General features: G+C 60.4%; 10 protein-coding genes. 4 read left to right on the forward strand and 6 right to left on the reverse strand.

Annotation, left to right across the window (positions count from 1 at the left end):
- The 6 genes from ACE3OH_RS10530 to ACE3OH_RS10555 form a co-directional block, all read right to left on the reverse strand.
- A partial coding sequence (locus ACE3OH_RS10530; protein ID WP_374351777.1) for a methyl-accepting chemotaxis protein occupies positions 1 to 2,202 on the reverse strand: 2,202 nt, incomplete at its 3' end.
- Positions 2,203 to 2,218: 16 nt separating this feature from the next.
- The gene (locus ACE3OH_RS10535) at positions 2,219 to 2,701 is read right to left on the reverse strand and encodes a chemotaxis protein CheW (protein ID WP_374351781.1); all 483 of its coding nucleotides are present in this window, start codon (positions 2,699 to 2,701) and stop codon (positions 2,219 to 2,221) included.
- Between the two features lie 97 nt (positions 2,702 to 2,798).
- On the reverse strand, positions 2,799 to 5,303 hold the full coding sequence (locus ACE3OH_RS10540) for a PAS domain S-box protein (RefSeq protein WP_374351784.1): 2,505 nt from the start codon (positions 5,301 to 5,303) through the stop codon (positions 2,799 to 2,801).
- 58 nt (positions 5,304 to 5,361) lie between these two features.
- Positions 5,362 to 7,557, reverse strand: a complete 2,196-nt coding sequence (locus ACE3OH_RS10545; protein ID WP_374351787.1) for a chemotaxis protein CheW — start codon at positions 7,555 to 7,557, stop codon at positions 5,362 to 5,364.
- A 41-nt stretch (positions 7,558 to 7,598) separates the two neighbouring features.
- Positions 7,599 to 7,964: a response regulator gene (locus ACE3OH_RS10550; protein ID WP_374351790.1), complete on the reverse strand. Its 366-nt coding sequence runs from the start codon at positions 7,962 to 7,964 to the stop codon at positions 7,599 to 7,601.
- Between the two features lie 54 nt (positions 7,965 to 8,018).
- Positions 8,019 to 9,230 (reverse strand): methyl-accepting chemotaxis protein, encoded by a 1,212-nt coding sequence (locus ACE3OH_RS10555; protein ID WP_374351793.1) that lies wholly within the window; start codon positions 9,228 to 9,230, stop codon positions 8,019 to 8,021.
- 154 nt (positions 9,231 to 9,384) lie between these two features.
- Here ACE3OH_RS10555 and ACE3OH_RS10560 point away from each other — a divergent pair, with 154 nt between their 5' ends.
- The 4 genes from ACE3OH_RS10560 to ACE3OH_RS10575 all read left to right on the forward strand — a co-directional run.
- Positions 9,385 to 9,693, forward strand: a complete 309-nt coding sequence (locus ACE3OH_RS10560; protein WP_374351796.1) for an STAS domain-containing protein — start codon at positions 9,385 to 9,387, stop codon at positions 9,691 to 9,693.
- 5 nt (positions 9,694 to 9,698) lie between these two features.
- Positions 9,699 to 11,393 carry a SpoIIE family protein phosphatase gene (locus ACE3OH_RS10565; RefSeq protein ID WP_374351799.1) on the forward strand — a complete coding sequence of 565 codons (1,695 nt, stop codon included), beginning with the start codon at positions 9,699 to 9,701 and terminating at the stop codon, positions 11,391 to 11,393.
- Between the two features lie 42 nt (positions 11,394 to 11,435).
- Positions 11,436 to 14,762: an ATP-binding protein gene (locus ACE3OH_RS10570; protein ID WP_374351802.1), complete on the forward strand. Its 3,327-nt coding sequence runs from the start codon at positions 11,436 to 11,438 to the stop codon at positions 14,760 to 14,762.
- A gap of 61 nt (positions 14,763 to 14,823) precedes the next feature.
- Positions 14,824 to 14,996, forward strand: a 173-nt coding sequence (locus tag ACE3OH_RS10575; RefSeq protein ID WP_374351805.1) for a response regulator transcription factor, incomplete at its 3' end; no start/stop codon positions are given.

Consider the following 14,996-nt stretch of genomic DNA (forward strand, 5'->3'; position numbering starts at 1 on the left):
GCGGGCCGCTTCCACGGCGGCGTTCAGCGCCAGGATATTGGTCTGGAAGGCGATGCCGTCGATGACTGAAATGATGTCGACGATCTTGCGCGCCGAGGCGTTGATGTCCTGCATGGTGCTGACCACCTGGCCGACCACCTCGCCACCGCGCACCGCGATATCGCTGGCGCCACGTGCCAGCTGGTTGGCCTGCTTGGCGTTTTCGGCATTCTGTTTCACCGTGCTGGTCAGCTGTTCCATGCTGGAGGCGGTTTCCTCGAGGCTGGCCGCCTGGCTTTCGGTGCGATTGCTGAGGTTCTGGTTGCCGGCGGCGATCTCTTGTGAGGCGGTGCCTATGGTGTCGGAGGCTTCCTTGATCTGGGTAATGATTTCCGCCAGTTTTTCGGCGGTGGCATTGCTGTCGTCCTTGAGCTGGCCGAAGGTGCCGGCATAGTCGCTGACGATGCGTTGGGTGAGATCGCCTTCGGATAGCGCGGCCAACATGCCTACCACTTCGGCGAGACCCTGCTCGGTCGTGCGCAGGAGCAGATTGATGTTTTCTGCCAGCTGTTTGAAAAAGCCTTCCTTGCCGGCCAGGGCAATCTGTTGATCGAACTGGCCACGGGCGGCAGCTGCGATGACCACGCCGATTTCTTCCTCGGCCTGTACCTGGTCGCTGACATCGCGCCATTGGCCGACCGAGCCGACATTGTTGCCGTGCTCGTCGGTAATCGGATTGGTGACAATATCGAATAGCCGCCCGCCAATATCGAGCCGGCTGCGCACGGTGCCATTGATGTTGGCCAGACGCGCCAGGGCTTCCTGCGGATTGTCATAAAACAGCCCGATGCTGCTGCCGACCAGCTTTTCCGGGTCGATGGCCGGCCGCTGCTGCTTCAAGGGTACGGCGAGGCGGCGTACCGTCTCTTGCAGGGCGCGGTTTACATAGAGGATGGTGCCTTGCTTGTCGACGATGCGGATCGGTAGTTCGACGCACTCCAGCGCCTTCATTACCCGCGACATTTCGGCGGCAGCCAGCCGTTCACGCTCGAGCATGGCCAAGGCTTCGGTTTCGTCTGCCCATTCCACCACCGTGCCGCTGGCCTGGCCGCTACTATCGATGATCGGGTTCATCACCAGCTTGAAGCGGCGGTTGCCGATGCTGAGGCGGGCGGTATGGGTGCCGCGCAGCTGTGCCAGTATGCCGCGCTGATGCCCGGGGTTTTTGTGAAAGTTGTCTATGCTGGCGCCAATGATCGAGCGGGCATTGAACTGCGGCAGTTCGCGGCGGATATCGCTCTCGGCTGCCTGCAACAGCTGTGCCTGCGCCGGATTGATATACAGGATGGTGCGGTCGGCATCGGCAATCATCACGCTGGTGCTGACCGAATCGAGTGCCGAGCGGATGCGCAGATTCTCGCGCGCCTCGCGGGCCCCGGCCTGCAAGCCGGTCTGCATCTGCTGCATGGCAGCGGCCAGGCTGTGCTTATCGTTCGCGTCCACCCGCATTGCCATATCCAGTTCGCCTGCAGCGATCCGCCTTGCCAGCTGCACCAGTACTTCCGGCTCGCCACCGAGCAGCCGTGCCTGCAGGCGCAGCAGCCAGTAACAGATGCCGGCAGTGCCGAGCAAGGCCACCAGCAGAACAACCATCACCAGCTTCTCCTGGAAGTGGCTTTGGTCCAGCAGCCGGTCGGAGATCTCGGTGGCTTCCTTCATCTCCCGATCGGCCATCGCCTCGGTCTTGTCCTTGTAGGCATTAAAGCTTTCACGCATGCCGCCCATCAATTGCAGCTGGCTGCGTACCATATCGCCGCTGCTGAACAATTTGCGGTAGCTGTCCTGCTGCGCCTGGAAATCCGCTCCGAGTTTCTGGATTTCGGCAATATCTTTCAGCCCCACCTCGTCGTTGCCGTCTTTCGCGCGTTTTTCCATGGTCTGCAGCAGTTCGCCGATCTTGGCGCGCGCTTCGCCGATGCGGCTCCATTCTTTTTCGGCCGCCTCGCCTGGCCCGAAAATCTGCATATTGCGGAGGGCCCGGCCTATGGTATTGATCTGCGAAAACATGCCATACGAGAGTTTGGCGTGCGGGATATTGTCCTCGGCCAGGGTCTCCATCGCCTCGGCGGTGGTGGAAGCGGCATGCAGCTGCATCAGCCCGAGCAGGCCTACCAGTACCAGCAAGGCGGCAAAGGCCAGATAGAGTTGTTTTTTGAAGGTCATGGCGCTCCCCTTGGTATCAGGCGGCTTCCTGGGCGCTGTCGGCCAGCTGCATTTCCCGGCTGGTCAGCAGTCTTTCGATATCGGCGAGAATGATCATCCGCTCCTCTACCGTTCCGAGGCCCTGGATGAATTCGGTATTGAGGGTGGCGCCGAATTCGGGCGCCGGTTTGATCTGCTCGCCATTGAGGGTGATCACATCCGATACGCCATCAACGACGATGCCGATCACCCGGCGTGCCACATTGAGAATGATCACCACGGTGAACTGGTCGTAACTAGGTTCACCCAGCGCGAATTTGATGCGCAAATCGACAATCGGCACGATGATGCCGCGCAGATTGATCACCCCCTTGATAAAGGCCGGGGTATTGGCAATGCCGGTTACATGGTCGTAACCGCGTATTTCCTGCACCTTGAGGATGTCGATGCCGTATTCCTCGCGCCCCAGGGTAAACACCAGATATTCGGCGCTGCCGGCGTGGCTGCTTGCTGTTTCCATCATGCTCTCCTGTGCATTTGCCGCGAGGCTTTAACCAGCCTGCCAGGGTGTTGCTATTTGCCTGCCCGGCGCGAGCGCCGGGCCTTGCGTGACCGTCTTAGAACTCGCTCCAGTCGTCTTCGTCCGCCTTGGGCTTTGCCGGCAGCGCGTGGCGTGCCTTGAGCTGTGCTGGCGGGCTGGCCTTGCCGCGTTTGGTGGGCTGGCGCTGCGGGGCATCGTTTTCCAGCTGGAAGCGTGCTACCGCCATGGCGAGGCTTTGCGATTGCTCCTCCAGGCTCGCTGCCGCCGCCGCTGCCTGTTCCACCAGGGCGGCGTTCTGCTGGGTCATATCGTCCATCTGGGTGATGGTGGTGTTGACCTGCTCGATACCGGCGCTTTGTTCGGCCGAGGCAGCCGAGATCTCGCTCATGATGTCGGTGACGCGTTTCACCGAGTTCACCACTTCTTCCATGGTGCGGCCGGCGTCGTTGACCAGCTTGCTGCCGGCTTCCACCTTGTTGACCGAATCGTCGATCAGGGTCTTGATTTCCTTGGCGGCAGCGGCCGAGCGCTGTGCCAGATTGCGCACTTCGGAGGCGACCACGGCAAAGCCGCGCCCCTGCTCGCCGGCGCGGGCCGCTTCCACGGCGGCGTTCAGCGCCAGGATATTGGTCTGGAAGGCGATGCCGTCGATGACTGAAATGATGTCGACGATCTTGCGCGCCGAGGCATTGATGTCCTGCATGGTGCTGACCACCTGGCCGACCACCTCGCCACCGCGCACTGCGATATCGCTGGCGCCACGCGCCAGCTGGTTGGCCTGCTTGGCGTTTTCGGCATTCTGTTTCACCGTGCTGGTCAGCTCCTCCATGCTGGAGGCGGTTTCCTCGAGGCTGGCCGCCTGGCTTTCGGTGCGGTTGCTGAGGTTCAGGTTACCGGCGGCGATTTCTTTCGATGCGACGGTAATCACATCGGCTGCTATGCGCACATCGGCAATCGCATCGCGCAAGCCGCTGGCTGTCTGGTTGAAGGCGTCGCGCAGGCGGTTGAATTCGCTGTCGAACTCGCCCTGGGCGCTGATATTGAGATTGCCCTCGGCCAGCGCCAGCAGGCCACGGCTGATTTCGGCCAGGGCAGTGCGTTGCGGGGTGATGTCGGCGGCGTATTTGACCACCTTTACCGGCTTGCCGCTCAGGTCGAAAATCGGGTTATAGGTGGCTTGCAGCCATACTTCCTTGCCACCCTTGCCGATACGCTTGATCTGGTCGGCAAACGCCTTGCCGGCGCGCAAGTCGGCCCAGAAGGTCTGGTAAGCCGGGCTATTGCGGTAGTCGGCCTCGACAAACAGGCTATGGTGCTTGCCGCGTATCTCGTCAAGGTTGTAGCCCATGGCCTTGAGGAAGTTATCGTTGGCGGTCACCACATGGCCGTCCATATCGAAGTCGATCACTGCATTGGATTTATTGATCGCCTCGAGCCGGTTGGTAAAGTCCAGGGCGCGGCGTTTGGTTTCATCGATATTGGTCTGGATCGATACAAAGCGCTCCAGCTTGCCGCTGGCGTCCTTGACCGGGTTGATGGCCAGCGAGATCCAGTACATCTGGCCGGCCTTGCTGTAGTTGAGAATCTCTTCATAAAACGGCTGCTGGCTGCGCAGCTTTTCGCTGACCCGCCGCACTGTTGCCGCATCGGTGAGTGGCCCTTGCAGTACCGCACCGGGCTTTTTGCCACGTACTTCCGGCAGGGTGTAGCCGGTGAGTCGCTCAAAGCCATTGTTCACGTATTCGATCAAGCCATTGGCGTCGGTAATCACCACCGAGTTGTCGGTCTCATTGGCCACCAGCGACAGCATCTTGATCTGCTCGCGCTGCGCCACTTCAGCGGTGACATCCTTGAGGAAGGCAGTGTAGACAATACGCTTGCCGAGTTTGACCTTGGATAGCGACAGATTGGCCCAGGCATGGCTGCCGTCGCGCCGCTCGATCGCCACCTCGCGCGAGGTGCCGACGATCTTGTCATGGCCAGTGCTGCGGTTGGCGTTGACGAAGCTATCGTGCTGCGGCTGGATCATTGCCGGCACCAGCATCTTCACGTTCTGCCCGATCACCTCGGCACGCCGGTAGCCCCACAGGCGCTCGGCGGCGGCATTGAAAAACGTCACATTATTGCGCTCGTCTATGCTCACTACCGCGTCGAGCGCTTGTTCCAGGGTCTGCGTTACCTGCTCCTGCGCCTCGCGCTCGGCCGTGATGTCCTGCACAAAGGCGGTGTAATGAATCTGGCCGCGCACCCGCACTTTCGACAGCGACAGCTTCACCCACACCTTGCTGCCATCCTTGCGCTCCAGTTCCACCTGGCGCGAGGTGCCGACAATCTTGTCCTGGCCGGTACGCCGGTTCTGGTTGACATAGCCATCGTGGTTGGACTGGATCGCCATCGGCACCAGCATCTTCACATTGCGGCCCAGCACCTCGCTGCGCCGGTAACCCCACAGGCGCTCGGCTGCGGCGTTGAAAAAGGTGACATTGTTATTGGCATCAATGGTGATCACCGCATCGATCGCCTGCTCCAGCGCCTGATCGGCACTGTTCTTCAGCCACGAAAACCAGCTATTTATCGCCACGGTAACGCCTCCCTAAATGACTGCCATTGCCTTGTTATGAATGGTGGAATGGATCGGTTCACTGCGTGTTGTCCTGGCGCTGCTTGCTCAGGCTCATGCGCACCAGCGATTCCACATCGATGATCAGTGCCACATGACCATCGCCCATGATGGTGGCGCCGGATATACCTGCCACCTTGCGGAAATTGGCTTCCAGGCTCTTGATCACTACCTGGTGCTGGCCGAGCAGATCGTCCACATACAGGGCGGTCTTGCCCGCTTCGGATTCGAGGATGACAAACAGGCCATTGCTGAAGTCTTCCAGCGTTGCATCGCCCTCGAACACCTCGTGCAAGGTGATGATGGGCAGATAGTCGCCGCGCACCGACACCACCCGACCCTTGCCCGACACGCTGCGGATATCCTTGCTGTTGGGCTGCAGCGATTCGACGATGAAGGCCAGTGGAATGACATAGACTTCGCGCGCCACCCGGATTGCCATGCCTTCGAGAATCGCCAGGGTAAGCGGCAGTCGTATGGTCATGGTGGTACCGGCATCCTTCACGGTATCGATATCGATGCGGCCGCCCATGCCCTGGATATTGCGGCGCACTACATCCATGCCGACGCCGCGGCCCGATACATCGGTCACCGTTTCGGCGGTGGAAAAACCGGGCTCGAAAATCAAGGGCCAGATCTCGTTGTCGGGCATGGCATCGCTGACCTTCATGCCTTGCGAGCGGGCCTTGGCGAGAATGCGCTCGCGATTGAGCCCGGCACCGTCGTCCGAGACCTGGATGATGATATTGCCACCCTGATGAAAGGCCTTGAGGGTCAGCGTGCCCTGCTCGTCCTTGCCCTTGGCGAGGCGCGCTTCGCTTTTTTCGATGCCATGGTCGAGGCTGTTGCGCACCAGATGGGTAAGCGGGTCGGCCAGCTTTTCGATCAGGCCGCGATCGAGTTCGGTGCTCTCGCCATGGGTGACCAGCCGCACCTTCTTGCCCAGCTTGCTGGCGGTGTCGCGCACCACGCGCGGGAAACGACTGAATACAAAGGAGATCGGCATCATGCGGATCGACATCGCCGATTCCTGCAATTCACGGGTATTGCGCTCCAGCAAGGCAATGCCGGCATGCAAGCGCTCATGCAGTGCCGGGTCGAGCTGGCCCGTGATCTGCGACAACATGGCCTGGGTGATCACCAGTTCACCGACCAGATTGATCAGTTCATCGACCTTCTCGACGCCTACCCTGATCGAATTGGACTCGCTGTTTCCCGCCGCCGCTGGCACCGCCGCCGGTTTGCTCGCCTTGCTGGCAGCTGGTGCCGCGCCTGCTGCAGCGCTTGAAGCGGTTTTGCCCTGTACATCTGGCGCTGTCGGCGCAAACAAGCCATAGCCATCGCCTTCCTCGACCACACCATGAGCATCGGCAGGTGCGAACAGGCCATAGCCGGGTCCTTCTTCGGCGATGGCCGGCTGGCGGGTCGGCGTGAGCGGCTCGAACAGGCCAAAGCCTTCACCCTCCTCAATCACGCCATCGTTGGCCGTGGAAGGTGCGAACAGGCCAAAGCCGTCACCTTCTTCAGCGATGCCGTTCTCCGGTTGGGCGAACAGGCCATAGGGTTCCGGCGCGACGAGCATTTCCAGGGTATAAGCATCTTCATCGAGCACAAAGCCGATCGCCTCGCGGATTTGTTCGCCGCTGTCCGGGCTTACGGTCTGATAGTGTTCGCCCGAGCCTTCATCGTCGATCCAGCCAAGGCCGGTGAGCCCACGTTTCAAGGTTTCGCGCTGCTGCGCATTGACCTTCTTTTTCAGGCTCAGACGCCAATGATTGCCCGGGCTGCTGCTGGTTTCCTGGCTGCTATCGGCCGCTGCGTCGTCGTTTTCCTGCTCCAGCGCATGCAGTTTCTGGCAGATGGCATGGGCGGCGTCGTTGTTTTGCTCCTGTCCGGCCTGATGCGCCTGCAGCATGGTCTGCAAGGCATCACCGGCTTCCAGGAAGGTGTCGACCATATCGGTGCGCAGCGACAGGGTGCCCTTGCGCACGCGGTCCAGCTGGTTTTCCAGAATATGGGTGACGTCGGTCAGATCGGTAAAGCCAAAGGTGGCGGCTCCGCCCTTGATCGAATGAGCGGCGCGGAAAATGGCATTGAGGGCTTCCGGGTCTGGCGCTTCCAGATTGATCGACAGCAGCTGCGACTCCATGGCCGCCAGATGCTCATTGGCTTCGTCGAAGAAAGTCTGGACGAACTGCGACATGTCGATATCCATCGACGCCTCCCTGTGGCTGGTTTGTTGCGCGGCTTGGCGGGCTACACCAGCACTTTTTTGATCACTTCGAGGAGCTTTTGCGGATCGAACGGCTTGACCAGCCAGCCGGTGGCGCCGGCCGCCCGCCCTTGCGACTTCATGGTGTCGCCGGCTTCGGTGGTCAGCATCAGGATCGGCGTGCTGCGGTATTGCGCCAGGGCGCGCAGCGAGCGGATCAGTGTCAATCCATCCATCACCGGCATGTTCTGATCGGTGAGAATCAAATCAAAACTCTGTGCCTTGGCGGCACGCAAGCCGGCCTCGCCATCGGCGGCTTCCACCACCTGGTAGCCGGCGGATTTGAGCGTGAAGGCAACCATCTGGCGGATTGAGGCAGAGTCATCAACAGTCAACACGGTCTTTGCCATGTAGGGGCCTCCTGGGGCGGTTAATTGCGGTGCAGTCCGAAAACCGGTGGTTAATCAGAACAGCTCGATATCATTGCTGGCCATGCTCTTTTGGGTGACCGGGTGCCGGCCATTGACGTGTTCGAGCCCATCGAGCAGGGCGATGACCTGCTGGTGGGTCTGTTCCAGCAAGCGTTTGCTGTGTTCGAGATCGGGGTGGGCATAGTCCGGGCGGCCCTGGCGGGCGGCTTGATTGAGCGTCTCGAACGGTACGGAAAGCTGCGCCAGCCGCCGCTTGGTATGTTCGAGTGACTGGCTGACCAGATCCTGGAACTGCAAGGAGGTGATGGCGGTATTGGTACTCATTTGCACCTCGCCGGCGATCTGGTTCAGTTCATTGACGGCGTCTTCCATTGAGCCGCTCAGTGCGCGAATCTGCACAATGGCCTGCTGGACATTGTTCTTCGCTTCCAGCACATAGCTCATGTCTTGCGAGGCAAGGCTGGAGATGCTGACATCGGCGTCGGCTACCGAGCCATGCACCTTGATGATGGTCTCGCGGATGCGCTGGCTGAAATCATTGGTACGCAGCGATAGCGAACGCACCTCATCGGCCACTACCGCAAACCCGCGCCCGGCCTCTCCGGCACGCGCTGCCTCGATGGCGGCATTGAGCGCCAGCATATTGGTCTGCTTGGAAATGGAGTCGATATCGCCAAGAAAGGCGAGGATGCCATTGATCAGGTTGCTGATATCGTGCAGGCGGTTGACCAGCTCGATACTGATCTGGCTGGTGCGCAAGGTATTGTCGACAAAGCTCTCCAGGGTGGCATTGGTTTCCTGGGCAAAGCGCTCGAAAGTCATTGTCTGGGCATCGCCCCTGAGCACCTGGGTGCTGGTCAGGTTAAGCACGATCTGCTGCTGCTGGTTGGCGAGGCGAGTAATGGTGCTGAAGCTGTCGATCAGGCCGCGCATGGCATCGTTCACCAGCCGGCTGGCATCGTCGAGTTCGTGGCTGGCCTGTTTGTGTTGCGAAACTGTCTCACTGCAGAGCCTTTCTGCCAGATCGCTGGCCGTGCCGATCAATGATTCCGGCCGTACGCCGGCACGCGCTTGCTGCGGCGTTTCACCGTTGCGAAGCGCAGCCAGCGCGATAAGCAGGCTGGTGGCAAGGCATTGAAGCAGGCTGGTCAGAAAGCCCTGGCCATTGAGTGCATACAGGGCCAGATTGAACACAGCACTTGCAAGCAGCAAGGCAAGGTGAATGCGGGTGAATTGCCAGATCACGTTGTCATCCTGTGGTCAGCTTCAAGACGCAGGCAAATTCCTTGCTGCCAGCCTGCAACTATTTCCTACACTGGGTAGAGCTAAGCGTAGTCCAATTTTTTCTTTTGCAAAGCGCGCAAGCCAAGCAGCAATGCGCGACGGCGGGAGTCAGTCCATGTCAGTAAGCTGCCGTATCCAGGATGGTGTCGCGGTGATCTCGGTGCTGGGGCGCTTCAATTTCGCCCTGCATCAGCCGTTTCGCAATGCAACGGTGGAGGCGCTGGCTGCCAGCGGCATACGCAGCCTGGAAGTGAATCTGTATGAAACCGAATACATCGACAGCTCGGCGCTGGGCATGTTGCTGGTGCTGCGTGAGCAGGCCGCCGGCAAGGGCATTACCAGCATCAAGATCATCGGTGCCCGTGGCTCGGTCAAGCAGGTGCTGGCCATTGCCAAATTCGAAAAGTTCTACACCCTGGACTAGGCCGCATGACGCGCAAGCTCAGCATCCTGGCGGCAGACGATAGCGAGATGAATCGTCGCCTGCTCACCCGTTTCATTACCCAGCTGGGGCACGATATCGTGCTGGTGAACGACGGCCAGGCCGCCGTCCAATATTGCCAGGCAACCCGGCCTGATCTGATCCTGATGGATGTGATGATGCCGGTGATGGATGGCCTGGAGGCCACCCGGCAGATCCGCAGCCTGCTCGGCGAGCATTGGCTGCCTATCATCTTCCTTACCGCCAAGGCCGATCAGGAAGATGTGATCCAGGGCCTGTCGGCCGGCGGTGATGACTATCTGTCCAAGCCCATCGATATCACCCTGTTGTCGGCCAAGATCAATGTGATGGCGCGCATCGCCGACATGCAGCTGCGCATCGCCCAGGATGCCGAGCAGCTCGAGGCCTATTACCGTGCCAACGAGGCGGAGCAGGAGCTGGCCAAGCATGTGCTGAGCAGCCTGACCGTGCATGCCGAACAGGCAGCGACCGGCGTACAGGAGTGGATCAAGCCGGCGGTGAATTTCAGCGGTGATGTGGTGGCGGTGGAGCGCTCCCCTACAGGTGTCGCGCACATCATGCTGGCCGACAGCACCGGCCATGGCCTGTCGGCTGCCATCAGCTGCCTGCCGGCAGTGTCGGCCTTTCATTCGATGACGCAAAAAGGCTTTGCCATCAGCGCCATTGCCCGCGAAATCAATACGCAGTTGCATCGCAGCCTGCCCTTGGGGCGCTTTGTTGCCGCCATCCTGGTGGCGGTAGATTACGCCGAACGCATCGTCTCGCTATGGAACGGTGGCCTGCCGGCTGCCTTGCTGGTGGATGCCGACGGCAAGCTACTGCGCCGCTTCGAATCGCAAAATGCGCCGCTGGGCATACTGGGCAATGAGGATTTCGACCCGGGCCTTGCGGTATATCGCTGGCCCGAAACCGCTACGCTGGCGCTGTTCTCCGATGGCCTGAGCGAAGCGCGCAACGCGCAAGACAAGGAATTCGGTGAGGCCAGCATGCTGCAGGTGCTCGCCTCGGTGCCGGCCGAGCAAAGAATGGCGGCCGTGCGGCAGGCGGTAGCCGAGCATCTGGACGGGCGCGAGGCGCACGATGATGTGTCGCTGGTGATTATTCCGTGCGAGCAGCGACAGAACAGCATGCCCGAATCAGCCCAGGCCGATGCCGCGCACACCGAATTGGCTGACTGGGAGATTCGCCTGTCGTTCGGGCCACGCCAACTGCGCGAGGATAACTGCATGCCGGCCCTATTGGGCTGGTTGCATCAGATCAATCTCAATGAAACCCAGTTTGGCGAGGTGCTGCTGGTGATGAGTGAGTTGTTCAACAACGCACTCGATCATGGCGTGCTCAAGCTGTCGTCCCTGCAAAAGAGCGCCGGCGAGGGTTTTGGTCAATATATGGAAGAGCGGCAGCGCCGCTTGCAGGCGCTGGAGTCGGGCAGCATAGAAATCGGTATGAACTACCGGGTCGATGCCGAGCGCGCCTTGCTGCGATTATGGATGAAGGACAGCGGCGAAGGATTTGACTTCGCGCGCCAGGATATGGCCCGCCTTAGCGACGATGGCCAACAGACGCATGGCCGTGGCCTTGCGCTGGTGCGCCGGCTGTGCGAGAGCGTGTTGTTCGTCGGCAGTGGCAATCAGGTGGAGGTGGAGTACGCCTTGAAGTAGTCATCTTGCTAATCCAGATTTGCCCCTGATTGGGGGAGGAATATGCACAACAACAAGCGCCTGATCGGTGCGATCAACCCGCAAACCCCTGGGTATACCGTTTTGAAGCCGTTTCGTGATCTGGTGCTGACCACGCTGCTGGTTGGCCTGTTGGACGTTGTTTCCATGGGTTTGCCCTCACGATCGGACGGACTGCCCTTGCTGTACTTTGGCAATGCGGTGCTGTTGGTGTTGTTCGTTGGACGGCCCGGCACCAGTTGGCCGTGGATTGCAGCAGGCGCCCTTGCCGGTGAAATCATCGCACGATGGTGCTTCGGCGTCGGTGTAGGCCCCAGGCTATTGGTCAGCCTGGTCAATACTGGCGCCGCTGCGCTGGTGGCTGCCTGGATACGACAGCGGCAATGGCATGCGGGTTTCGAACAGGGCGCTCTGTCCCTGTTACGGCTGCTGGGATTAGGTGCGGTGCTATTGCCCTTGCCGGCAGCCATGCTGATGGGCTTGCCGGCGATCGGGGTCGACGCCAATCGCTATTTCGCATCGAATGTACTGGGTTGCCTAACCATGCTGCCGCTGGCGGCCTCGCTGCTGACCGGCGGAGCGTTACGGATGCCTCCTCGCAGCGTTGCCATGCTGCTCGTCTTGCTGGCCTTCGAGTGGCTGGCGTTTCGCTTTCTGCCGCAACCATTTGTCTACTTCGCCATGCCGGTGCTGGTTTTGGCGACCCTGCTACCGTTCGCCCAGGTGGCCTTGCAAGTGTGGCTCTGTTCGGTGTTGGCGGTGCTGCTGATTTCAACTGGTGTACCTGCAGTAGAGCCTGCCATATTGCGCCTTAGCGGGCTGAGCCAGCTATTGTCCCTGATGCTGATGGTTCTCTCCCCTTTGTTGCTGGCGGCGGTGATGGGTCAAAACCGGCGGCAGGCGCAGGCTTTGCACCTGGTGGCCGCCACCCAGCGAAAAATGATCGATGCCTTGTTCGAGGCGGTATTGCTGATCGATGCCGGCGGCCGTATTCGCGCCTGCAATCAGGCGGCAGAGCGCATGCTGGGCAAGGATGCGGGCGGCTTGGGCGACCGCCCCTTGGCCGATTGCCTGGCAGGCGCCGTGGACGGCGAGGGTGTTGCCTTTGCGCCGGGCAAGCATCCACTGGATTTGTTGTCGCAAGCGGCAGAAGTGCGCGACCTGTTGCTCGGTTTGCCGACTGGTAACACCCTGCGCTGGTTCCGCCTCAATGCTCGCTCGCTCGATCGGCCCGAAGAGGGCATGGCGCAGGAGAAGGGCCGGGTGATTTCACTGGAAGAGGTCAGCGAGCATCTGGCTGCGGTGAAGGCACTGGCGCTCAGCGAGCGCCGCCTGCGTACCCTGGTCGAGGCTTCGCCGGTACCGCATATGCTGGTGGAGGGGGATGGTGCGATCAGCTTGGTCAATGCGGCGTTTAGCAATGTATTTGGCTATGGCATGACTGATTTACCGCAAATCGCCGATTGGTGGCAGCAAGCGCTGCCCGACCCCGAATATCGTGCAACAGTACAGGCGCAATGGCAGCGCAGCACGGTGCAATGCCTGGGGACGCACGCCTGCAGTGAGCCGATCGAGATGATTACGCAAGACCGCGACGGCTGCGCCCATGTGGTGCTGTGTTCCATGGCCCTGCTGGGGCCGTCGGCCAGTGATGGACAGCTGCTGATTCTCTATGACATCACCGATCTGCGCCGCGCTACTGACGAATTATTGGCCCTTAATCAGACCCTGGAAGCCAGGGTCGATGTGCGTACCGCCGAGCTGCAGGAGGCCAAGGCCGTGGCCGAGTCGGCCAATCAGGCTAAGAGCAGCTTTATTGCCAATATGACGCATGAAATCCGCACCCCGCTCAACTCGGTACTGGGCATGGCCCATCTAGCCCTGCAAACCGAGCTCGATCCGCAGCAGCGAGATTATCTGCAAAAGATCCAGATGTCGGGCACCCATCTTTTGGGCGTCATCAGCGATATCCTCGATATTGCCAAGATCGAGGCGGGCAAGGTGGAGCTGGATGTACAGGCCTTTGATCTGCACCAGGCATTGCGCAGCGTGGTGGACCTGGCGCGCGAGAAAGTCGACAAACCGAAGCTGGAAGTGCAGCTGAGCCTGGAATCGACTGTGCCGCAGTTTATCTATGGCGATACCCTGCGCCTGAATCAGGTGTTGTTCAATCTGCTCAGCAATGCAGTGAAGTTCACCGAGCAGGGTGAAGTGGTGCTGGTTGTGAGCGTATTCGACAAGGCACAGCAAGCCTTCCTCAATTTTTCGGTGCGCGATACTGGTGTCGGCATTGCGCCAGCCGCGCAGGCCAGATTATTCCAGTCCTTCCAGCAAGCCGATGCCTCGGTATCGCGCAAATTCGGCGGTACTGGCCTCGGCCTTGCCATTTCACGTCAGCTGGTGGACATGATGGGTGGCCAGATGGGCGTGGAGAGCGAGCCTGGCTTGGGGAGCACCTTCTGGTTCACCTTACCGCTGCGTCGGGCCAGTCCGGCCATGGCTGACCTGCCACGCCGCTCTGCCGATCGCGCCAGCAGCCGTGCCCTGCTCAATGGCCGCCGCATCCTGTTGGTGGAAGATCATGCCTTCAATCAGCAGGTGGCGGTGGAGATGCTCAATGCGGTGGGCGTGCAGGTGGTGGTGGCCGGCGACGGCCATGCCGCACTGCAGGCCTTGAACGAGCAATCGGTCGATCTGGTGCTGATGGATATCCAGATGCCGAATATGGATGGTTACGAAGCCACCCGGGAGATTCGCCGGCAGGCGCGCTGGCAAGAGCTGCCCATTATTGCCATGACCGCCAATGCCACGATTGATGATCGCAATGCCACCCGCATTGCCGGCATGAATGACTTTGTCACCAAGCCGGTACTTGCTGAAGCCCTGTATGCGGTGCTGGCGCGCTGGCTCAAGCCGCACGAGGGTGCGGCATCGCTCGGGCCGGAACTTCCTGCGGCTCAGGCAGGGTTGCCCGACGCCATGGTCGCCGAAGGAGCTCCGGTGCTGGATATGTCGGTGCTGATTGCCATGATCGGCAACGATGCCGAGCGCATCCACCGCTTTGCCGGCAAGTTTCTCGAATCAACCGAGCTGGGTTTGAGCGAAATGGAGATGCAGCTGGCCAACGGCGATCTGGCGGGCTTTGCTGCAACGGCGCACCGCATCAAATCCAGTGCCTTGACCGTGGGCGCACGGCCGATGGCCGACCTGCTTGCCGAAGCAGCGGCCATGAAGCAGGGCGGCAATCTTGAACGCGCCGCCGAGCTGCAGGCTGGTATGCAGCAGAGCTTTGTCGAAGTGGCCCGTGCGATGCAGGACTACCTTGACACCGTGGGTACGGTGCAGGGTTGAACGGGCAAGTGTGTTTCAAAACAGCAAGACGCCGACAGGCGCAATCACCAGGAGCGAAAAAATGGACAACAAGCAGAGGGTACTGAGCGCCGACGATGAAAGCTTCATCCAGGAGATGATTGTCGAGGCACTCAGCGAGCGCTATCAGGTGACAACGGCAGACGATGGCGCCGACGCCTTGCAAAAGGTGGCGCAATGCCAGCCCGATATTGTCATCCTCGATGTGGAAATGCC

This window comes from Chitinimonas sp. (assembly GCF_041904975.1).
Classification (GTDB): Bacteria; Pseudomonadota; Gammaproteobacteria; order Burkholderiales; family Chitinimonadaceae; genus Chitinimonas.